Below are 22169 nucleotides of genomic sequence, written 5' to 3' on the forward strand. Positions count from 1 at the left end.
CGCCCCGTGCTGACGGGTTACTCACCAGTCATGGGGCTGTGGACACTGACTAGAATCCGTTCTAACTTCGGTTGGTGGATTTCGATCTCGACGAGCCGCAACGTGAATTGCGCACTCTCGCGGCCGGGCTGCTCGACAAGGAGTCCGACCCGGAGGGCCACGAGAAGACCGGCGAAGCCTACGACGCGCGCCTGTGGGCCACGATGGCCCGTGCGGGCCTGATCGAGGCCGGCCTGCCCGCCGACGGCGGCCCGATCGAGATGGCGGTGCTCCTGCGCGAGGTGGGGGCCCACGTCGCCCCCGTGCCGTTGCTGCCCGCGCTGGTCACGGGGCAGATCATCGGCCGGCACGGCTCGGCGGAACAGAAGGCGCGGCTGGCCGCCGTCGCCGAGGGCGGGGCGCCGTTCACCTATGCGGTCAGGGGCGAGGTCACCGTCGCCGGCGGCCGTCTCACCGGGCGCAAGACCCAGGTCCCCTACGCCGGACAGGCCGCATCGGTTTTGGTGACGGCCGGGAACGACGTGTGGATCGTCGAACCTCAGGCGGTAGCCGTACAGGAAACGGTCGTCACCTTCGACGACGCGCCCGGCGAGCTGATCGCCGGGGCTGCTCACGAGCTGGAGCTTCTGGTACGCGCCGGGCTCACCGCCACCGCCTCGGGGGTGCTGGCCCAGGCGCTCAGGATCACCACGGAACACGTCAGGACCCGCCGCCAGTTCGGCCGCGCGCTGGCCGAGTTCCAGGCCGTGACCATGCAGATCGCCGATGTCTACATCGCCACCCGGGTGCTCGACGCCGCCGTCTGGTCGAGCGCGTTCCGGCTCGCGCACGGGCTCGACGCCGAGCGTGACCTGGCCGTCGCCGCCCTGCACACCGCCGACGCGGCGCTGAAGGCCCTCTACACCTGCCAGCACCTGCACGGCGGGCTCGGCGTCGACGTCTCGTATCCGCTGCACCGCTACTTCGCCTGGGGCAAGGACGCCGCGCACACCCTCGGCGGCGCCGAGGCGCAACTCGACCTGATCGGGGAGCTGGAATGTTCGTCGAACTGACCGACGCCCAGCGCGTGCTGCGCGACGAGCTCCGCGCCTACTTCGCCACCTGCCTGACCGCCGAGCAGCGCGCCGCCATCTCCGCCGACCCGTTCGGCGTCGCCTACATGGAGCACTGCCGCCGCCTCGGGCAGGCCGGGATGCTCGGCCTGGGCTGGCCCGAGGAGTTCGGCGGCCGGGGCTACGGCCCTCTTGAGCAGCAGATCTTCGCCAACGAGGTCGCCCGCGCCGAGGTGCCCTACCCGATCATCACGCTGCAGACGGTCGGCCCCACCCTGATGCACCATGGCACCCCCGAGCAGAAGGCCCACTTCCTGCCGCGCATCCTGGCGGGCGAGTGCCACTTCGCCATCGGCTACAGCGAACCGGGAGCCGGCACCGACCTGGCCTCCCTGACCACGACGGCGGTCCGCGACGGCGACCACTACGTCGTCAACGGCCAGAAGATCTTCACCTCGGGCGCCCACCACGCCGACCACATCTGGCTCGCGGCCCGCACCGACCCGGACGCCAGGAAACACCGCGGCATCACCATGATGATCGTCTCGACCGCCGACCCCGGCTTCTCGTGGACCCCGATCATCACCATGGACGGCCGCCACCACACCAACAGCACCTACTTCAGCGACGTCCGGGTCCCGGTGGACATGGTCGTCGGCGAGGTCGGCAAGGGCTGGGACCTGATCGTCGACCAGCTCAACCACGAACGCGTGACCCTCGGCCCGGCCGGCAACATCGCCCACACCTACGACCGCTTCAAGGACTGGGCCCACGCGTCGGGCATGATCGCCGAGCCCGCCGTCAGAAGAGCCCTGGGTTCCGTGTACGCCGCCTTCCGCACCAACGAGCTCCTCAACTGGCAGGTCGCCGCCACCATGGACCTCGGCTGGCTCGCCGCCCCCGACGCCTCCGCCACCAAGATCTACGGCTCCGAACGCCTGCAGGACGTCGGCCGCATCGTCGGCGAGACCCTGGCCCGCTTCGGCGACCCCGCCGACGAGGCCACCCGCGACCTGATGGAACGGGTCGACCGGGGCGTGAAGGGCGGCCTGGTGCTGACCTTCGGCGGCGGCGTCAACGAGGTCCAGCGCGAGCTCATCGCCCTCCTGGGTCTCAACCTCCCGAGACCACCCCGCTAGACCGCCTCCAGGAGAAATTACGACATTCCGCACCTCGCGTGGCCTGCGAGGATGCCGAAGTTCCGCCTTTGAGGGGAAAAACCTCCACCTGGTGCACCCAGGGCCCCACCGGCGGATCACCTGGTCGACCGGGACGTCCGGCGCGTCTGGGAGGGTTCAACCTGCGGAGAGCTTCCGGGTCCTGCGGTGCGGCGGATCCGGAGCGCTGCGACAGTCCGCCCAGACCCGGTCCGCCCGGCGTGCCGTCCTTCGACGGATTCGCGTCGCGGCGACCGGGCTAGGGCGTCCGAGTAGTGACCGACACCCGGGAGCCGGACATGCGAACCCTGAACATCCCCAGGCGCGGCACTCCGTTCCCGATCCCCTGTCGTCCCGCACCATGGAGCGGTGAGATGTGGACACCTGACATCCGGGTCGGCACCGAGCTCCCGCCCCTGAAGCTTCCCCTCCGCTCGGGGCAGGTCCCCTCCTCGGCCCAGGACGTGCAGCTCACCCTGCTCTCCACGATGGCGCTGGTGGAGAACTACGTGACCGGCTGGGCCGGCACCGACGCCTTCATCCGCGGCATGAACGTCAAGCTCGGCCTGCCCGCCCACGCGGGCGACCTGCTCACCTTCACCGGCACGGTGACGCTCAGCACGCCCGAGGTCGTCGCCGTCGAGGTCCGGGCCCGGCTGGCCGAGGGCATCCACGCCACCGGGACCGTCCGGCTGTCCTGGTAGGCCCCCAACGAAAAAAGTGCGCGTCCCCTTGAGAGGGCGCGCACTTTTTTCGTCGGCTCGTCAGACCAGCAGGGGCATCGAGAAGAAGACCAGCAGGGCGATGGCCAGGCAGATCAGGAAACCGATCAGCTCCCACGCCCAGTCGTGGTGCTTCTCCACCGCCTTCGCCTTCGGTGCCCGCCGCCCCGAGTGGGTGCGGTATTCCACCGGAGGCGCATAGTGCGGCTCGTCGTCGTCGAGCGGGCTGATCGTGGTGTCGTGGAGCACCGCCCTGACCAGCGCGCCCTCGGGCTCGCCGATCGTGGTCGAGCCCTGCGGCAGGTCATCGTCGTCGTCGATCAGGGGCTTGGCGAAGACGAGGCGGTCGGAGGGCAGCAGGTCGGGCATGGTGGTCTCGCCCGGCGACTCTGGCTCGGCCTGGACCAGGTCGGTGACCGGGGCCTCGACCGGCTCGGGCTCCGAGGGGGCCGCGGTCTCGGGGGCCGGAGCCTCGTCCTCGGTGGTGAAGGCGTCGAACGACTCCATCTTCGAGAACGCCGCGAGCTGGTCTTCGACGACCGCCTCGACCGCCTCCACCGTCTCGGCGGGAGCCGGTGCCACCTCGGGGGAGACCGGGGTCGGCATGCTGATGCGCTTCTTCGGCGGGCCGTTGCCGATGTTCTTCAGGATCGAGCCGCGCAGGCGGGGCAGCGGCTGGGTGGCCGCCTCCTGCCGGCGGCGGCGGTCGGCCAGCTTGGTGGGGTTGGTCAGGTCGTCGAGCGGGACGACCGTCGTGTTGGTCGCCGGGTCGGTCTCGGTCGCCAGCGGCAGCGGCCACGACGGGGCGGTCGGCCAGAGCCGGCGGACCGGCAGCGTGGTCTTCCGGCCGAGCGGCGGGGCGGTGGGCTCAAAAGGGAGCGATGCCTGGACGCGCCGGAGCACGTCGTGGGGCGGCTCGCGCCAGGGCAGCCGGGCCAGCACGTCTTCGAGGGGGGCGACCCCGATGGCGTCGTACACCTCTTCGACGTCGCGGGCGATGAACGGCGCGGTGCGGGCCGCGGTGACGGCGGTGGTCATCGTCTGGCCGAACCGGTGGCGGGCGCTGGTGGCCAGTTCGGCCGCGGTGTCGGTGGCGACCTCGAGGACCAGCGCGAGTTCGTCGGTGGTCAGCCCGCAGTGGACCGACAGCATGAGGACTTCGCGCTGATGGGGACGGATGTCCCGGAAGACGCGCTCGATCAGGGCGGTCGCCGGGTCGGCGATCGAGTCGACGGCGGGCATCGCGTAGCTGACGTCGCGGCGGTAGATCTCGCGCCGGGCGAGGGAGAAGAGCGCCGCGCGAGGCGGATCCGTCGGCGGAACGCCTGCGAGCACGGCGACGAGGGCGTCGGCGGCCGAGGCCGTCTCACCCAGCTGGTCGTGACAGTAGGCGAACAGCCCGGCGGCGTGACGCTCGTAGAGCTCGGCGATCAGGTCGCTCCTGGAACGCTGACCCGTGAGCGGTGTTGTCACGGCCGGTACCCCTGGTGTTGAAGTGGAGGGATCGTACGCCAATCATGCCGCCACGGAGGGGGACAGCGCACTAATTAGAGGGCTTTTGATTCATATTCTTCTGGGCAGTAAGGATTGATCATTTTCGGAATGTAACAAAGCCCTCGTAGGCTGCCTTCGGAGATCAACACCCCTGGACAGAGGTCGCCAGTGATCACTTTTGACGGCGTCACCAAACGCTACGCCGACGGGACGGTCGCGGTCGACGACCTCTCTCTGGAGGTGCCGACCGGCGCCATCACGGTTTTCGTCGGTCCTTCGGGCTGCGGCAAGACCACCTCGCTCCGCATGATCAACCGCATGATCGACCCCAGCCAGGGCCGCATCCTCCTCGACGGGAAGGACGTCACCGCCGTCGACCCGGCCACGCTGCGCCGGGGCATCGGCTACGTCATCCAGCAGGCCGGCCTGTTCCCGCACCGCCGCATCGTCGACAACATCGCGACGGTGCCGCTGCTGCTCGGCTGGGACAAGAAGAAGGCCCGCGACCGCGCGATGGAGCTGATGGAGCGCGTCGGCCTCGATCCCAAGCTGGCCCGCCGCTTCCCCTTCCAGCTCTCCGGGGGTCAGCAGCAGCGCGTCGGCGTCGCCCGCGCGCTGGCCGCCGACCCGCCCGTCCTGCTGATGGACGAACCCTTCAGCGCCGTCGACCCGATCGTGCGCACCTCGCTCCAGGAGGAACTCCTCCGGCTGCAGGACGAACTGCACAAGACGATCGTGTTCGTCACCCACGACATCGACGAGGCGGTCAAGCTCGGCGACACCGTCGCGGTGCTGCGGGTGGGCGGCAAGCTGGCCCAGATCGCCGCGCCCGCCGACCTGCTCAGCGATCCGGCCGACGACTTCGTGCGCGAGTTCCTGGGCCGTGACCGGGGCATCCGGCGGCTCGGGTTCGTCCCGGCCGGGAACCTGACGCTCGAACCGGTGCCCGAGGGCGTGACCGCGCGGGGCCACGGCACCTTCAACCCGGCGAAAGACTCGCTGCGCGCCGCGCTCGACGCCGCGCTGCTGTCGCCCGACGGGCTCGCGGTCGCGGTCGACGACGACGGCCGGGTGCTCGGGGTGGTCGGGCAGGCCGCGCTCGTGGGGGCGGCCCGTGGATGAGCCACTCGTCCGGTGGGACTGGATCGCCCGCAACTGGGACAACGGCGGCCCCACCTCGGTGAAGGTGCTGCTGGAGAACCACATCGTGATGGCGTTCGTGCCGGTGATCGCCGGGCTGCTGATCGCGATCCCGCTCGGCCTGGCCTGCGCCCGCTACCGGTGGCTCTACCAGCCGACCGTCGGGATCATGAACGTCGTCTACTCGCTGCCGTCGCTGGCGCTGTTCTCGATCCTGCTGTCGGTCACCGGCCTGACCCAGACGACCGTCATCATCCCGCTCACCCTGTTCTCGCTCGCGGTGCTCATCCCGGCCGTGGTCGACGGCATGAAGTCGGTTCCCGACCACGTGCGCCAGTCGGCCGTCGCGATGGGCTTCCGGCCTTATCGGCGGCTGGTGTCGGTGGAGTTGCCGATCGCGGTCCCGGTCGTGCTGGCCGGGCTGCGGGTCGCGGCCGTGTCGAGCATCTCGCTGGTCAGCGTGGGAGCGTTGATCGGGCAGGGCGGGCTCGGCTACCTGTTCATCGACGGCTGGCAGCGGCAGTTCTACACCCCGATCGTGGTCGGGATCGTGCTCGTGGTCGCGCTGGCCCTGGTCGCCGACCTGGTCATCATCGTGGCCCAGCGGCTGCTCACCCCGTGGGCGAGGAGGTCCGCGTGAACTGGCTCATCGAGTTCTTCGGCAGCTCTCAGTACTGGTCGGGTGAGGACGGCATCCCGGTCCGCCTGCTGGAACACCTCGAATACTCGTTCCTGGCCTTCGCCATCGCCGCGCTCATCGCGATCCCGCTGGGGCTGATCATCGGGCACACCGGCCGGGGCGCGATCGTGGTCGTCGTGGCGGCCAACGCCGCCCGCGCGCTGCCCACGCTGGGCCTGCTCGTGCTGGTCGTGCTGCTCATCGGCGTCGGGACCCTGTGGCCGGTGCTGATCCCGCTGATCGCGCTGGCGATCCCGCCGATCCTGGTCAACACCTACGAGGGCATCCGCGGCGCCGACCCCGATCTGCGCGACGCCGCATACGGCATGGGCCTGCGGGGAAGCCAGGTGCTGTTCCGGGCGTTGCTGCCTGTTGCGTTGCCGCTGATCCTCCTGGGTCTGCGGTTGTCCGCCATCACGGTGGTCGCGACGGCGACCGTGGCGGCTTATGTCGGGCTCGGTGGACTGGGGAGATACATCATCGACGGGCTGGCGACCAAGAACTACGCCGAGGTGTTCGGGGGAGCGGTGCTGGTGGTGGCGTTGGCGCTGGCCGTGCAGACCGGGTTCACCCTGCTCAACCGGGTCGTCGTCTCGCCGGGGGTGCGGCAGGTCCGCTAATCTCTACCTAATCCCCCGATTTTGAAGGGAATGTACGTGAAACGAGCATTCATCACCGCGATCGCCGCGGTGTTCGCCCTATCCGCATGCGGAGGAGGTGGTGGCGACCCGCTGGCGCAGGCCACCCCGTCCGCGCCCGCCGCCACGGGGGGTTCCGCTCCGGCCGCCTCCACGGTCGTCGTCGGCTCCTTCAACTTCCCCGAGAGTGTGCTGCTCGGCTCGATCTACGCGCAGGCCCTCCAGGCCAAGGGCGTCACGGTCGAGGAGAAGCCCAACATCGGCTCCCGCGAGGTCGTCTTCGACCAGGTCAAGAGCGGCGGCCTGACGGTCCTTCCCGAGTACGTCGGCTCACTGCTGGCCTTCGTCGACCCGGCCGCCACGGCCAAGTCGACCGACGACGTCGTCGCCGCGCTGAAGACCAAGCTGCCCCCGGAGGTGGAGGTCCTCACCCCGGCCGCCGCCCAGGACGGCAACTCCCTCACGGTCACCAAGGCGTTCGCGACCGAAAAGGGCCTGACCACCATCGAAGACCTGGCCAAGATCTCCAAGGACCTCAAGGTCGGCGGCCCGCCGGAGTTCAAGGAGCGCCAGGAGGCGAACTTCAAGGACACCTACGGCCTGGAGTTCAAGTCGTGGGAGCCCACGGCCGAGACCACGGCCGACGCCATCAAGAGCGGCACCATCCAGGTCGGCAACGTCTTCACCACCGACCCGAAGATCCTGCTCAACGACCTGGTCTCGCTCCAGGACAACAAGAACGCCTTCGCCGCCGACAACATCGCGCCGCTGGTGTTCAAGGCGGGCGTCGACGACACCGTCAAGACCACCCTCGACGCCGTCTCGGCGAAGCTGACCACCGAGGGCCTGCTCGAACTCATGAAGCAGATCGCGGTCGACAAGGCCGACCCGCCCGTGGTCGCCAAAGACTGGCTGACCCAGAACGGCCTCATCTGATGACGACTCCGGCGGCGGGGCTGCCCTTCGTGGAAGCGATGGCGCAACTCGCCGCCGGCGTCGCGGTCGTCACGGTGAAGGACGACCGCGACGACGTCGGCAACACGGTGACCAGCCTGCTGTCGGTCTCGGCCGAACCGCCGACCGTTCTGATCAGCCTGGCCAACGGCGCCTACCTGACCGAACTCCTGCTGCGCCACGACAAGTGGGCGGCGACGCTGCTCAGCGACGGCCAGCAGACCATCGCCTCGCGCTTCGCCACCCCGGGCCGCCCGAGCGCCCGCCTGCTGCTCGCCTCGGTGCCCCACCATCGCGGCGCCCACTCGGAGGCGCTCGTCGTCGAGGGCGGGGTGGCCGCCCTGGAGGCCGAGACCCAGACGGTGGTCCCGGCCGGCGACCACATGCTCTTCATCGCCCAGGTGACGGCGGTCGACTACGTCGACGCGGCCCGGCCGCCGCTCACCCGGCTGCGCGGCCGGTACCGTCCGGTGAAGACCTAGCGGATCACCCACTGGCCGGGCAGCACCAGCGGCCCGGCGGCGGGGAGACCGAGTTCGGCGGCGAAGGCCGCCAGCGGCCCCCACGCCTCGACCCGGATCCGGGTCATCGCGGCGGTCTTGTCTTCGGAGGACTCCGGCGGGATCAGCCGCTCCAGCGGGTTGATCTTCGGGTAGGACCGCACGGGGGCGTCGGCGGCGAGACCGGCCCGCTTGCGCGCCTCGGCCAAGGCGTCTTCGACCCCGCCGAGGGCGTCGACCAGACCGTGGTCACGGGCGTCGGCGCCGGTCCAGACCCGGCCCTTGGCCAGCGACTCTGCCTTGTCGCGCTCCATGCCCCGGCCCTCGGCGACCTTGCCGACGAAGTCGTCGTAGACCCGGTCGAGCCAGGCGTTGATGCGGGTCCACTGCGACTCGGAGAAGGGCCGCGTGGAGGAGAACATGCCCGCGTTGGCGCCCTCGGCGACGATCTCGGTGGCGATGCCGAGCCGCTCCATCAGCCCGCCGAGCACGGCCTTGCCGCCGAACACGCCGATCGAGCCGGTGAGCGTGCCCGGCTGGGCGAAGATCATGTCGGCGGCCATCGAGACGAAGTAGCCACCCGAGGCGGCGACGTCGCCCATCGACACCACGACCGGCTTGCCCGCCCGCTTGGCCAGGATCACCTCGCGCCAGATCGAGTCGGAGGCGGTGTAGGAGCCGCCGGGGCTGTCGACCCGGAACACGATCGCCCTGACCTTGTCGTCGCGGCGGGCCGCGCGGATCGCCGCGCTGATCGTGTCGGACCCCATCGCGTTGCCGCCGCCCAGCGGGGAACGCCCGCTGCGGCCCAGCCGGATCGCGCCGTGCCCGTGGACGAGCGCCACGACGGGCTCACCCGGGTGGGGCATCTTGGGCAGCTGGGTCTTCGCGTAGCGGGCGACGTACAGGAGAACGGTCTCCGCCGGAACGTGGTCGGCGTAGACCTCGTCGCGATATTTCAGCCCGTCGACCAGCCCCGCCTGGACGGCCTCTTCACCGTAGAACGGACCCTGGTCGATGAGCTCGCGCACCCGCTTGGGCTCAAGGCCCCGGCCCTCGGCGATGCCGGCCACGAGCTGCTCGGTCAGCGACTCGGCCAGCCGCCCGGTCATCTCCTTGTGGGCGTCGGTCATGTGGTCTTGGGTGAACATGTTGGCGGCGGTCTTGTACTGGTGCCGCTGGCCCACCTGGTAGTCGATGTCGAGCTTGCCGAGCGCGCCCTTCAGGAACCGCTGCTCGATCGCCACGCCGGTCAGCCCGACGTCGCCCGACGGCTGGAGGTAGACCTTCTCGAAGGCGCTGGCCAGGTAGTAGGGCACCGTGCCGTTGGCCACCTCGCCGTAGCTGTCGGCCCACGCCACGGTGAGCTTGCCCGCGGCCCGGAAGTGGACGATCGCGTTGCGGATCTCCTGGACCATCGCGAGCCCGAGCGGATGGCCGCCGATCTTGACGATCAGGCCCTTCACCCGGGGGTCGCGGCGGGCCCGCCGCAGGCCGCCGATGACGTCGCTCAGCCGGGCCCGGCGCATCGACAGCAGAGCCGACAACGGGTCGGCGGGCGGAGCGTCGGTCAGACCCTCGGTCAGGTCGAGCTCCAGCATGAGCGGAGAGGTCCGGCGCTGCCGCATCTTGCCGACGGCCTCGAAGATCGTCTTGGTCGCGTCCATGGAGCCCACACTAAGCGAAACGGCCCCGCGCACAGGGCGCGGAGCCGTTCAGCCGTCAGAGGAGGTTACTTGAGGCCGTTGCTGATCGCGGTGATCAGTTCGCCGTTGGTCGTGTCACCGCTGGTCTCCCAGAAGAACGCGCCGCCGAGGCCCTGGTTCTTGGCGTAGGTCATCTTGCCCGCGATGGTGGCGGGGGTGTCGTAGCTCCACCACTGGTTGCCGCAGTGGGCGTAGGCGGTGCCGCCCACGGTGCCCGTCGCGGGGCAGCGGGTCTTGAGGACCTTGTAGTCCTCGATGCCCGCCTCGTAGGTGCCGGGACCCGCGCCGGTGGCGGTGCCGCCGGGGGCCGACTGGGTGACGCCGGTCCAGCCGCGGCCGTAGAAGCCGATGCCGAGCAGCAGCTTGGAGGCCGGGATGCCCTTCGACTTGAGCTTCTGGATCGCCAGGTCGCTGTAGAACCCGGCGGTCGGGATGCCGGTGTAGCTGGTCAGCGGGGAGTGCGGGGCGGTCGGGCCCTGCGCGGCGAAGGCGCCGAAGTAGTCGTAGGTCATCGGCATGTACCAGTCGAGGTACTGCGCGGCGCCGGCGTAGTCGGCGGCGTCGATCTTGCCGCCGTTGGTGCCGTCGGCGGTGATCGCGGCGGTGACCAGGGCGCTGCTGCCGAACCGGGTGCGCAGCGCCTGCATCACGTTCTTGAAGGACGAGAAGCCGGTGCTGTCACAGGTGAGACCGCAGGCGTTGGGGTACTCCCAGTCGATGTCGATGCCGTCGAACACGTCGGCCCAGCGCGGGTCCTCGACCATGTTGTAGCAGGAGTTGGCGAACGCGGTCGGGTTCGCGGCGGCCTGGGTGAAGCCGCCCGAGTAGGTCCAGCCGCCGATGCTGAAGATGACCTTCAGGCCCGGGTACATCGCCTTGAGCTTGCGGAGCTGGTTGAAGTTGCCGCGCAGCGGCTGGTCCCACGTGTCGGCGACGCCGTCGACCGAGTTGGCCGCGGTGTAGGCCATGTCGTAGTCGGCGTAGCTGTCGGAGATCGTGCACTGGCCGTTCTGGACGTTGCCGAACGCGTACAGGATGTGGGTCAGCTTGGCGGCGGAGCCGCTGGTGTGCAGGTTCTTCACGTAGAACTGGCGGCCGTAGACGCCCCAGTTGGTGAAGTAGCCGATGACCTTCTTACCGCCCGGCGGGGGAGTGACGGTCGGGGTGACCGTGGGCGTCGGGGTGGGGGTCGGCGTCGGGGTGACGGTCGGGGTGACCGTGGGGGTCGGCGTCGGGTTCACCGGGCCGCCGGTGCAGGGGGCGCCGTTGAGCTTGCAGTTCTGGACCGCGGCGAGGCCGCCGGGGGCGCCGATGAAGCCGAAGCTGGAGGAGGCGCCGGGGGCCAGCGGGCCGGCCCAGCTCTTCTTGGTGAACGTGTAGTGGTTGCCCGACTTGACCATGTCGGCGTCCCACGCCGAGCTGATGGTCGTGGTGCTCGGCACATCGAACTCGACCGTCCACGTGGACAGGGCCGTGTCGCCCGCCTTCACGGTGACCTTGCCCTGGAAGCCGGTGCCCCAGTCCTGGTCGACGGCGTACGTGGCGGTGGCCGGAGTGGCGGCGGAGGCCTGGCCGAGGCCGAACGGCACGAGCAGCGCCGCCGCGGCGATCAGCGAGCCGATGGTGATACGTCGCAAGGAACGCTCCCGGGGGGTAATTCTTAGGAAAGTTTCCTATTAGTAATCCCGAGGCTAAGGCCATGTTCTGACGCCGGTCAACGCTCCCGTAAGGGGGTTAATCTGCACTTAAGGCTGACATAAGGAAGGCCCCCGAAGGGGCCCTCTGTCAAACTTCCTTCTGGAGCCAGACCGTGCCGAGTGGCGGAACGCGCAGCCGCACCGAGTAGGGCAGCCCGTGCCGCTCGACCTCGGTGGCCACCACGCCGCCGAGGTTGCCGACCCCGCTGCCGGCGTATTCGTAGGCGTCGGTGTTGAGGACCTCGGTCCAGGTGCCGCCCTCGGGCAGGCCCAGGTGGTAGTCCTCGTGGGGGCCGCCCGAGAAGTTGGTCACGCAGGCCAGCACCGAGCCGTCGTCGCCGTAACGCAGGAAGGAGAAGACGTTCCCCGAGAAGTCGTCGGCGTCGATCCAGCGGAAGCCGTCGCCGGTGGCGTCCCGGGTGTAGAGCGCCGGGGTGTTCTTGTAGACCCCGTTGAGGTCGCGCACCAGCTTCTGCACCCCCTGGTGGAAGTCGAAGTCGAGCACCCACCAGTCGAGGCCCTTGGACTCCGACCACTCGCCGCCCTGGCCGAACTCGCCGCCCATGAAGAGCAGCTGCTTGCCGGGGTGGGCCCACATGAAGGCGTAGAGGGCGCGCAGGTTGGCGAAGCGCTGCCACTCGTCGCCGGGCATCTTGCCCAGCAGGGAGCCCTTCAGGTGGACGACCTCGTCGTGGGACAGCGGCAGCACGAAGTTCTCGGAGTGGGCGTACATGAGCGAGAACGTGAGCTGGTGGTGGTGGTACTGGCGGTAGATCGGCTCGTGGGCGAGGTAGGCCAGGGTGTCGTGCATCCAGCCCATGTTCCACTTGAAGCCGAAGCCGAGACCGCCCAGGTGCACCGGCTGCGAGACGCCGGGCCACGCGGTCGACTCCTCGGCGATCGTGACGATCCCGGGGGCCTCGCGGTAGGCGACGGCGTTCATCTCCTTGAGGAACTCGATCGCGTCGAGGTTCTCGCGCCCGCCGAACTGGTTGGGGGTCCATTCGCCGTCGCGGCGGGAGTAGTCGAGGTAGAGCATCGAGGCCACGGCGTCGACCCGCAGGCCGTCGATGTGGAACTCGCGCAGCCAGTAGACCGCGTTGGCGACCAGGAAGTTCTTCACCTCGCGGCGGCCGAAGTCGAACACGTAGGTGCCCCAATCGGGGTGCTCGCCCCGGTGGGGGTCGGCGTGCTCGTAGAGAGGGGTGCCGTCGAAGCGGGCCAGGGCCCAGTCGTCCATGGGGAAGTGGGCGGGCACCCAGTCGACGATGACCCCGATGCCGGCCTGGTGCAGCGCGTCGACCAGCACCCGGAACTCGTCGGGCGTGCCGAAACGGGAGGTCGGCGCGTAGTAGGAGGTCACCTGGTAACCCCACGAGCCGCCGAAGGGGTGCTCGGCGACCGGCATGAACTCGACGTGGGTGAAACCCATCTCCTTCACGTACGAGGTGAGCTGCTCGGCCATCTCGAGGTAGCTCAGCCCCGGGCGCCAGGAGCCCAGATGCACCTCGTAGGTCGACATCGGCTCCTTGAGCGCGTCCCGGGTCGGGCGGGAGGCCATCCACTCCTCGTCGTTCCAGGTGTAGGAGGTCTCCTCGACCACCGAGGCGGTCAGCGGCGGCACCTCGGTGCGCCGCGCCATCGGGTCGGCCTTGCTCCGCCACACGCCGTCGACGCCGAGGATCTCGAACTTGTAGCGGGTCCCGGCCCCCACTCCGGGGATGAACAGCTCCCACACACCCGACGACCCGAGCGACCGCATCGGGTGGCCGCCGCCGTTCCAGTGGTTGAAGTCGCCGATCATCCGGACCCCGAGCGCGTTGGGCGCCCAGACAGCGAACGCGGTGCCCTGCTCGTCCTCGTGGACGAGGGGACGCGCGCCGAGCACCTCCCACAGGCGCTCGTGGCGGCCCTCGCCGATCAGGTGCAGGTCGACCTCGCCGAGCGTGGGCCAGTGACGGTAGGGGTCACCGGTCTCGACGGGGTCGGAACCCTCGTACTTCACCCGCAGCCGGTAGGACGGGATCTTGTCGAGGCCCTTCACGAGCACTTCGAAGATCCCGAACTCGACGTGCTCCAGGGGATGGACCTCCCCGTCGACCAGCGCCTCGACCGTCTCCGCGAACGGCCGCAACACCCGGATCGCCACGCCCTCGCCCGTCATGTGGGCCCCGAGGATCGAGTGGGGATCGTGGTGGGCGCCTCCGGCGAGGCGGTCCAAGTCGTTCCTCATCTATCTGCCAACTCTCAATGTTTCGTGGTGAACGCCGCCAGGGGGATCGGCAGCCAGGACGGCCGGTTGCGCGCCTCGTAGACCACTTCGTAGACGGCCTTGGCGAGCTCCAGCGCGCGCATCATCACGACGTCGGCGGGGCGCAGGTCGCCGCCCGACTTCGTGTAGCCGGACAGGAACGCGGCGCGGTTGCGGACCGCCCACTCCTCGGCCCGGTCTTCCAGCGTCTCGGCGTCGGGGTGGTCGGCCAGCAGGTGGCGGGCGGCGTACTCGAAGGAGCGCAGCATGCCCGCGACGTCCCGCAGCGGCGAGTGGAGCGCGCGGCGCTCGGCCAGCGGCTGCCCCGGTTCACCCTCGAAGTCCAGCACGATCCAGTCGGTCATGCTCCGCATGACCTGGCCCAGGTGGTAGTCGCCGTGCACCCGCTGCACCGGCACGGGTTCGTCGACGGCGGCCAGCAGGTCGTAGGCCTCGCGGGCCACGTCGGCGTGGTCCTCCAGCGAGGGCACCTCTTCGACCGCGCGTTCCAGCGAGGCCCGGAACCCCTCGGCCATCAGATGGATCTCGCCGGGGTCGAGGGTGTCGGACCCGAAGGCCTCGCGCATCTCGCGGTGGACCTCGGCGGTGGCGATGCCGAGGCGCTCGGCCTCGGCGGCGAAGTCGCCTCCGGCGTCGCCCGCGGACACCTCACGCGGGGTGGCGTAGAGATCGCGGACGCTGGTCAGCGCCATCGCCCAGCCCTCGCTGGCGCCCCCGAGGAACGCCTGCATGATCGCCAGGGTGGTGGGCTCGCCGTCGATCGCGCCCTCGATCCAGCCGAACGGCCGGGCCACGTGGTGCGACTCCTCGGCCGCGAGGGCGGTGACGATCTCGAGTTCGGGGTTCATCCCCGGGATGACCACGCGGAACATCTTGAGGATGTAGTGGTCGCCGAAGACGATCGAGGTGTTCGACTGCTCGGCGGTCATCACCAGGCTGCGCTGGGAGGTGTCGATCTCCGCTCCGGGCGACCGGTGGAAGCTCAGCGGGCCGACGGTGGCGTCGTCGGCGATGCCGCTGAGCAGGCGGCCCATGAGTTCGGCGTCGTGGGCGGCGTCGTACACGTCGCGTTCGCGGCCGTCCCACTCGCAGCGGCCGATGTAGACGTGCCGCAACCTGCTGTTCAGCGTGTCGCGCAGCCCCAGCAGGAGCTGGTATCGGGTCGTGCGGGCACCCTGGACCACCCTGATGATCAGGTGGGCCAGGGCGGGGTCGCCGTCCACGAGAGGGACGGTGGACTCGACCGACAGATCGTCGATCGGCCGCCCCTTACCGGCGAACCATCGTTGATCGGCGATCCATCCGGTAAGGAGCTCGGCAAGCACTTTCTATTCCTCCCGGGACGACGGCGGGATGGTGAACCAATAGAACCCATGCCCCGGAAGCGTCAAAAGATACGGAAGTTCGCCAATCGGGGGGAACGGGACGTTACCCGTCGCCTCGATGGGTGAAACCCCCTCGAACCGGCGCAGGTCGAGCTCCACCGGCTGGGGGAAGCGCGACAGGTTGTTGACGCACAGCACCCGGTCGTCACCCAGTTCCCGGACGAACGCCAGCACGCTCGGGTTCGAGGAGTTGAGCTCGGTGAAGTCGCCCAGCCCGAAGACGGGGTGACGCTTGCGGATCTCGATCATCCGCTTGGTGAAGTGGAGCAGCGAACCGGAGTGCTTCTGCTGCGCCTCGACGTTGATCGCCTGGTAGCCGTAGATCGGGTCCATGATCACCGGCAGGTAGAGGCGGCCGGGGTCGCAGTCGGAGAACCCGGCGTTGCGGTCGGGCGTCCACTGCATCGGGGTGCGCACGCCGTCGCGGTCGCCCAGCCAGATGTTGTCGCCCATGCCGATCTCGTCGCCGTAGTAGAGCACCGGGGAACCCGGCAGCGACATGAGCAGCGCGGTGAACAGCTCGATCTGGTTGCGGTCGTTGTCGAGCAGCGGCGCCAGACGCCGGCGGATGCCGACGTTGGCGCGCATGCGCGGGTCCTTGGCGTACTCGGAGTACATGTAGTCGCGCTCTTCGTCGGTCACCATCTCGAGCGTCAGCTCGTCGTGGTTACGCAGGAAGATGCCCCACTGGCAGTTCTCCGGGATCTTCGGCGTCTGGGCCAGGATCTCGGAGATCGGGTAGCGCGACTCGCGGCGCACGGCCATGAAGATGCGCGGCATCAGCGGGAAGTGGAACGCCATGTGGCACTCGTCGCCGCCGGTGACCGGGTCGCCGAAGTACTCGACGACGTCGCTCGGCCACTGGTTGGCCTCGGCCAGCAGCACCCGGTCGGGGTAGAGCCGGTCGATCTCGGCCCGCACCCGCTTCAGGTAGGCGTGGGTCGGCGGCAGGTTCTCGCAGTTGGTGCCGTCGATCTCGAACAGGTAGGGGATGGCGTCCATGCGGAAGCCGTCGATGCCCAGGTCGAGCCAGAAGCGCAGGACCTCCAGCATCGCCTCCTGCACGGCCGGGTTCTCGTAGTTCAGGTCGGGCTGGTGGTGGAAGAACCGGTGCCAGTAGTACTGCTGGCGGACCGGGTCGTAGGTCCAGTTGGACGTCTCGGTGTCGATGAAGATGATCCGGGCGTCCTTGTAGAGCTCGTCGTCGTCGTTCCAGACGTAGAAGTCGCCGAACGGGCCGGTCGGGTCGTGCCGGCTGGCCTGGAACCACGGGTGCTGGTCGCTCGTGTGGTTCATGACCAGGTCGGCGATGACCCGGATGCCGCGCTTGTGCGCCTCGTCGACCAGCTTGATGAAGTCGCCCAGGTCACCGAAGTCCGGAAGGATCTTCATGAAGTCGGCGATGTCGTAGCCGCCGTCACGCAGCGGCGACTCGTAGAGCGGCAGCAGCCAGAGGCAGTCGACGCCGAGCCACTCGAGGTAGTCGAGCTTCTCGATCAGGCCCCTGATGTCTCCCGTACCGTCACCGTTGGAGTCGGCGAAACCGCGGATGAGCACCTCGTAGAAGACGGCGCGCTTGTACCAAAAGGCGTCGCGCGGCTTCTCGTGCGTGAAGGTGTTCGGAATCGGCTGGTTCGGCTGATTCTGCGGACTCGGTTGAGGTGTCGTAACGCTCACCTGTGGACTCCCCGGTTGGTGCAGGGCTGCGGATTAAGGGCGGTGCGCTGACCCGTGACGCAGCGTGAAGATGTGTGCGGGATTGACATGCGGATCGAGGCGCACGTAGTTGGCCTGCCGCCAGCGGTACGACTCGCCGGACAGCTCGTCGTCGACGACGAACTCGGCATGCCAGTCGAGACCCAGGGCCGGCATGTCCAAGAAGACGGTGCCCTCATGGGTGTTGTGTGGATCCAGATTTACGACCGTCAGCACGACGTCGCCTATGGCGTGCCTTCGTGTGGCCGTGTCGTAGGCGCCCGGCAGCCGCTTGGAGAAGCAGATCACGGCCGGCTGGTCGACGCTGTGAAACCGTAGATTACGCAATTCCTGAAGCGCCGGGTGGGCTCTTCTGAACAAATTCAGCTGCGTGATGAACGGCGCCAGACTACGGCCCTCGCGCTCCGCCGCCTGCCAGTCACGCGGCCTGTACTGGTATTTCTCGCTGTCGAGGTACTCCTCGCTCCCTGGACGAACGGGGACACCCTCCCCCAATTCGTAGCCAGAGTAGACGCCCCACGTCGGTGACATCATCGCCGCGAGCACCGCCCGGATCTTGAATCCGGGCATCCCGCTCTGCTGAAGGTACTCGTGCAGGATGTCGGGCGTGTTGACGAACAGATTCGGCCGCATGAAGTGGGCCGTGTCGCGCGAGAGCTCGGTGAGGTACTCCTCCAGCTCCGGCTTGCTGTTGCGCCACGTGTAATACGTGTACGACTGGTGGAACCCGATCCGCCCCAGCGTCTGCATCATCGCCGGACGGGTGAAGGCCTCGGCCAGGAACAGCACGTCGGGATCGGTGTTGCGGACGTCCCGCAGCAGCCGGTCCCAGAACGACACCGGCTTGGTGTGCGGGTTGTCGACCCGGAAGATCCGCACCCCGTGATCCATCCAGTGCAGGACGACCCGGCGGACCTCCCGGTAGATCCCTTCGGGGTCCTTGTCGAAGTTCAGGGGATAGATGTCCTGATACTTCTTCGGCGGGTTCTCGGCGTAGGCGATCGTCCCGTCGGCCCGGATGTTGAACCACTCGGGGTGTTCCTTGACCCACGGGTGGTCGGGCGAACACTGGAGCGCCAGGTCGAGCGCGATCTCCATGCCGAGCTCACGGGCCCGCGCCACGAACGAGTCGAAGTCGTCGATCGTCCCCAGGTCGGGGTGGACCGCGTCGTGCCCGCCCTCTTCGGCGCCGATCGCCCACGGGCTGCCCGGGTCGTAGGGCTCGGGCGTGAGCGTGTTGTTCGGGCCCTTCCTGAACGCCATGCCGATCGGGTGGATCGGCGGCAGGTAGACCACGTCGAAGCCCATCTGGGCGACCGCCGGGAGACGCTTCTCGGCCGTCTTGAACGTGCCCGACTTCGGGGCGACGCCCTCTTCGATGATCGCGCCCTCGGAGCGCGGGAAGAACTCGTACCAGGAACCGAACAGCGCCCGCCTGCGGTCGACCATGACCTTGTACCGGACGGTGCGGGTCACCAGCTCGCGCAGCGGGTGGGCGGCGACCAGCGCCTGCGTCTCCGGCAGCTGCGCGGTGGCGAAGCGGGCCCGCGGGTCGACGTCGTCGTCGCGGAGCCGGGCGGCCATCGCCTGGAGCGCGGCCTTGTGGCCGCAGGCCGGAGCGGCCTTGACCGGCGGCTTCTTGCTCTTGGAGACCGGAGCCTTGCGCGGTTTGGCCGGAGCGTCCGGGCAGTCGGCGGCGCGGACCGCCTTGGCGGCGCGGTCGAACAGCCGCGCGCCCTCCTCGCACATCAGATCGGAGTCGAGCCCTCGCGGGATCTTGATCCCGGCGTCGTGCAGCCAGGTCGCGATCGGGTCGCTCCAGGCCTCCACCCGGTAGGACCACAATCCCTCAGAGGGCAGCGTGACGTCGACGCCCCACTTGTCGGTGCCGGGCGTCAGTTCCCGCATGGGTTTCAGACGGCCGGGCACGCCGTCGGGATCGAAGAGCACGACCCCGGCGGCCACCGCGTCGTGTCCTTCACGGAACACGATGGCGGTGATCTCGAAGGATTCCCCGGCGGCGGCCTTAGCGGGTCGCTTCCCGCAGTCGACGACGGGATGGATGTCCTGGATTGGGATTCTTCCGATCATCGTTTCTCAACGTAGCGACGGCACGCCCGGTACCGCCGGAGTCCACGGGGCAATTGTCGATCTTTGCTCTGTCTTGGGGCAGCACGAACCACGGCCCGCTGACCGGGCCACTCGCTCATACTGGAGTTGCCCTAATGCTCCCCCTTTACCCGCCAGAATGAAAGTCAGTCCGGCTGGTCAAACACGTGTGTCATCCACGGGTCTCCGGGGGTTCGTGTTGCGTACACGTACTCACCGGACGCGGCCACGTTCGGTGAGGTTTGAGCAGGTATGCCAACGGTGAGTTGGCACTGTGTGGCGAGAAGTTCCGGCCACATCCACCCCCTTCGATCGCCTAGGGTCTGGCCACGTGAGAGCAATTCGCAGGTTCACCGTCCGTACCGTCCTTCCGGCCGAGCTCGCCCCGCTTGGCGAGCTGGTCCAGAATCTCCGCTGGTCGTGGCACCCGGAGACGATGGACCTGTTCGGCGAGGTCGACCCCGAGGTGTGGGAACGGGTCGAACACGACCCCGTGGCCCTGCTCGGCGCCGTCTCCGCCGAGAGGCTCCGCGCGCTGGCCCAGGACCGCCGGTTCCTGCGCCGTGTGGCCGACGCCGCCGACGATCTCCGTGAGTACATGACGGCGCCGCGCTGGTACCAGACGCTTGAGAACGCGCCCGCCGCCGTCGGCTACTTCTCCCCCGAATACGGCATCGCCGCCGCCCTGCCCCAGTATTCGGGCGGGCTCGGCATTCTCGCCGGAGACCATCTGAAGGCCGCATCCGATCTCGGGGTGCCGATCCTGGGCGTCGGCCTGCTCTACCGGCACGGCTACTTCACCCAGACCCTGTCGCCCGAGGGCTGGCAGCTGGAGCACTACCCGTCGCTCGACCCGGGCGGCCTCCCGCTGACCCTCCTCAAGGAGGACGACGGCACCCCCGCGCGCATCCGCATCAGCCTCCCCGGCGGCGCCGCCCTGCACGCCCAGATCTGGATCGCCCAGGTCGGCCGGGTGCCGCTGCTGCTGCTCGACTCCGACGTGGCCGACAACGACGCCGCCGCCCGCGACGTCACCGACCGCCTCTACGGCGGCGGCGGCGACCACCGCCTGCTCCAGGAACTCCTGCTGGGCATCGGCGGCGTACGCGCCATCCGGGCCTACTGCCGCATCACCGGCCACCCCGAGCCGCAGGTCTTCCACACCAACGAGGGCCACGCCGGCTTCCTCGGCCTGGAGCGCATCCGCGAGCTCACCGAGGCCCGCCTGTCGTTCGACGAGGCGCTCGAAGCGGTCCGCGCGGGCACCGTCTTCACCACCCACACCCCGGTCCCGGCGGGCATCGACCGCTTCCCGGCCCACGTGATCGCCCGCCAGTTCGGCGGCGACAACGCCTGGCCGACCGTCCCGGTCGACCGCATCCTCGCCCTGGGCGCCGAGCCCGAGTCGCACGGCGGCGACGGCGAGAAGGCCGTCTTCAACATGGCCGTCATGGGCATGCGCCTGGCCCAGCGGGTCAACGGCGTCTCGGTCCTGCACGGCGAGGTCAGCCGCGAGATGTTCCAGGGCCTGTGGCCGGGCTTCGACCTGTCGGAGATCCCGATCGGCTCGATCACCAACGGCGTCCACGCCCCCACCTGGGTCGGCCGCGAGGTCATGGAGCTGGCCGGCAAGGAGCTGCCGACGATCGTCGAGCGCGCCCAGGGCTGGGAGGGCGTCCAGAAGCTCTCGGACGCCGACCTGTGGACCATCCGCGGGCAGCTGCGCGCCAACCTGGTCAACGACGCCCGCAAGCGCCTGCGCAAGTCGTGGCGGCAGCGCGGCGCCTCCGACGCCGAGCTGACCTGGACCGAAGAGGCCCTGTCGACCGACGTGCTGACCATCGGCTTCGCCCGCCGGGTGCCCTCCTACAAGCGGCTCACGCTGATGCTGCGCGACCCCGAGCGGCTGCGCTCGCTGCTGCTCGACCCGGCCAAGCCGGTGCAGATCGTGATCGCGGGCAAGGCCCACCCCGCCGACGAGGGCGGCAAGAAGCTCATCCAGCAGATCATCAAGTTCGCCGACATGGAGGACGTGCGGCACCGCATCGTCTTCCTGCCCGACTACGACATGACCGTCGGGCAGCTGCTCGTCCAGGGCGTCGACGTCTGGATGAACAACCCGCTGCGCCCGCTGGAGGCGTGCGGCACCTCCGGCATGAAGGCCGCCCTGAACGGCGGCCTGAACCTGTCGATCCGCGACGGCTGGTGGGACGAGTGGTACGACGGCAACAACGGCTGGGCCATCCCGACCGCCGACGGCGTCGACGACCCCGACCGGCGTGACGAGCTGGAGGCCAACGCCCTCTACGACCTGATCGAGCGCGAGGTCGCCGACCGGTTCTACGACCGGGCCGCCGACGGCCTGCCGCGCCGCTGGCTGGAGATGGTCAAGCACACCCTCAGCTCGCTCGGGCCCAAGGTGCTGGCCGGGCGGATGCTGCGCGACTACGTCGTCGACCTCTACACCCCGGCGGCCGGTGCCGCGCAGGCGCTGTCGGCCGACGGCCACGCCCAGGCCAAGGCGTTCGCGGCCTGGAAGCTGCGGGTCTCGCAGGCCTGGCCCGCCGTCCGGGTCGAGCACGTCGAGACCTCCGGCATCGGCGACACCCCCGAGCTGGGGGCCGCCATGGAGGTCAGCGCCACGATCGCGCTGGGCGAGCTGTCGCCCGACGACGTCGAGGTGCAGGCCGCCTACGGCCGGGTCGGCCAGCACGACGAGCTGATCGAGCCCAACCACGTGAAGCTGACCGTCGGCTCCATCGACGACGACGGCCACGCCACCTTCACCGGCGTGATCCCGCTCGACCGCACCGGCGCGTTCGGCTACTCGGTCAGGGTGGTGCCCTTCCACACGCTGATGGCCTCGCCCGCCGAGCTCGGCCTCATCGCCGTGCCCGAGGAGCCCGCGGGCATGACCAACGGCACCCTTCGGTAATTGATCTACCTCA

At 69.3% G+C, this 22169-nt stretch carries 16 protein-coding genes; 9 read left to right on the forward strand and 7 right to left on the reverse strand.

Translation table 11 applies throughout. The features are described 5' to 3' along the window. Positions 1–74: 74 nt before the first annotated feature. From ACYQ78_RS25715 to ACYQ78_RS25725, 3 genes are all read left to right on the forward strand, one after another. A complete protein-coding gene (locus tag ACYQ78_RS25715; protein WP_459803473.1) occupies positions 75–1052 on the forward strand; it encodes an acyl-CoA dehydrogenase family protein in 978 nt (325 codons plus the stop codon). Then, complete coding sequence (locus ACYQ78_RS25720; RefSeq protein WP_459803474.1) at positions 1037–2191, forward strand: acyl-CoA dehydrogenase family protein; 1155 nt, start codon at positions 1037–1039, stop codon at positions 2189–2191. Before ACYQ78_RS25715 ends, ACYQ78_RS25720 begins: the two co-directional genes overlap by 16 nt. Positions 2192–2583: 392 nt before the next feature. After that, complete coding sequence (locus ACYQ78_RS25725) at positions 2584–2913, forward strand: hotdog family protein (RefSeq protein WP_459803475.1); 330 nt, start codon at positions 2584–2586, stop codon at positions 2911–2913. Between the two features lie 60 nt (positions 2914–2973). Here the strand turns inward: ACYQ78_RS25725 and ACYQ78_RS25730 are convergent, their stop codons facing one another. After that, entirely contained in the window at positions 2974–4404 is a 1431-nt protein-coding gene (locus ACYQ78_RS25730; protein WP_459803476.1) for an RNA polymerase sigma factor, read from the reverse strand. Between the two features lie 189 nt (positions 4405–4593). Between ACYQ78_RS25730 and ACYQ78_RS25735 the strand changes: the two genes are divergently transcribed. The 5 genes from ACYQ78_RS25735 to ACYQ78_RS25755 are packed head-to-tail and all read left to right on the forward strand — an operon-like array spanning position 4594 to position 8318. Then, a complete protein-coding gene (locus ACYQ78_RS25735; RefSeq protein WP_459803477.1) occupies positions 4594–5547 on the forward strand; it encodes an ABC transporter ATP-binding protein in 954 nt (317 codons plus the stop codon). Then, entirely contained in the window at positions 5540–6205 is a 666-nt protein-coding gene (locus ACYQ78_RS25740) for an ABC transporter permease (RefSeq protein WP_459803478.1), read from the forward strand. The genes ACYQ78_RS25735 and ACYQ78_RS25740 overlap by 8 nt, the downstream gene beginning before the upstream one ends. Then, complete coding sequence (locus ACYQ78_RS25745) at positions 6202–6864, forward strand: ABC transporter permease subunit (RefSeq protein WP_459803479.1); 663 nt, start codon at positions 6202–6204, stop codon at positions 6862–6864. Before ACYQ78_RS25740 ends, ACYQ78_RS25745 begins: the two co-directional genes overlap by 4 nt. Before the next feature lie 30 nt (positions 6865–6894). After that, the gene (locus ACYQ78_RS25750; RefSeq protein ID WP_459803480.1) at positions 6895–7818 is read left to right on the forward strand and encodes an ABC transporter substrate-binding protein; all 924 of its coding nucleotides are present in this window, start codon (positions 6895–6897) and stop codon (positions 7816–7818) included. Further along, the gene (locus ACYQ78_RS25755) at positions 7818–8318 is read left to right on the forward strand and encodes a flavin reductase family protein (protein ID WP_459803481.1); all 501 of its coding nucleotides are present in this window, start codon (positions 7818–7820) and stop codon (positions 8316–8318) included. Before ACYQ78_RS25750 ends, ACYQ78_RS25755 begins: the two co-directional genes overlap by 1 nt. Here the strand turns inward: ACYQ78_RS25755 and sppA are convergent. The 6 genes from sppA to ACYQ78_RS25785 form a co-directional block, all read right to left on the reverse strand. Further along, positions 8315–10003, reverse strand: coding sequence for a signal peptide peptidase SppA (gene sppA / locus ACYQ78_RS25760; protein WP_459803482.1), 1689 nt, complete (start codon positions 10001–10003; stop codon positions 8315–8317). The genes ACYQ78_RS25755 and sppA overlap by 4 nt on opposite strands. Positions 10004–10068: 65 nt before the next feature. Continuing rightward, the gene (locus ACYQ78_RS25765; RefSeq protein WP_459803483.1) at positions 10069–11679 is read right to left on the reverse strand and encodes a glycosyl hydrolase family 18 protein; all 1611 of its coding nucleotides are present in this window, start codon (positions 11677–11679) and stop codon (positions 10069–10071) included. 148 nt (positions 11680–11827) lie between these two features. Beyond that, complete coding sequence (gene glgB / locus ACYQ78_RS25770) at positions 11828–13972, reverse strand: 1,4-alpha-glucan branching protein GlgB (RefSeq protein WP_459803484.1); 2145 nt, start codon at positions 13970–13972, stop codon at positions 11828–11830. Between the two features lie 14 nt (positions 13973–13986). Next, positions 13987–15336, reverse strand: coding sequence for a maltokinase N-terminal cap-like domain-containing protein (locus ACYQ78_RS25775; RefSeq protein ID WP_459803485.1), 1350 nt, complete (start codon positions 15334–15336; stop codon positions 13987–13989). Positions 15337–15339: 3 nt separating this feature from the next. Beyond that, on the reverse strand, positions 15340–17073 hold the full coding sequence (treS, locus tag ACYQ78_RS25780) for a maltose alpha-D-glucosyltransferase (protein WP_459803486.1): 1734 nt from the start codon (positions 17071–17073) through the stop codon (positions 15340–15342). 33 nt (positions 17074–17106) lie between these two features. Then, a complete protein-coding gene (locus ACYQ78_RS25785; protein WP_459803487.1) occupies positions 17107–19203 on the reverse strand; it encodes an alpha-1,4-glucan--maltose-1-phosphate maltosyltransferase in 2097 nt (698 codons plus the stop codon). 349 nt (positions 19204–19552) lie between these two features. Between ACYQ78_RS25785 and glgP the strand changes: the two genes are divergently transcribed. Further along, positions 19553–22156: an alpha-glucan family phosphorylase gene (glgP, locus tag ACYQ78_RS25790; RefSeq protein WP_459803488.1), complete on the forward strand. Its 2604-nt coding sequence runs from the start codon at positions 19553–19555 to the stop codon at positions 22154–22156. Positions 22157–22169: the final 13 nt, after the last annotated feature.

The organism is Herbidospora sp. RD11066 (assembly GCF_054661255.1).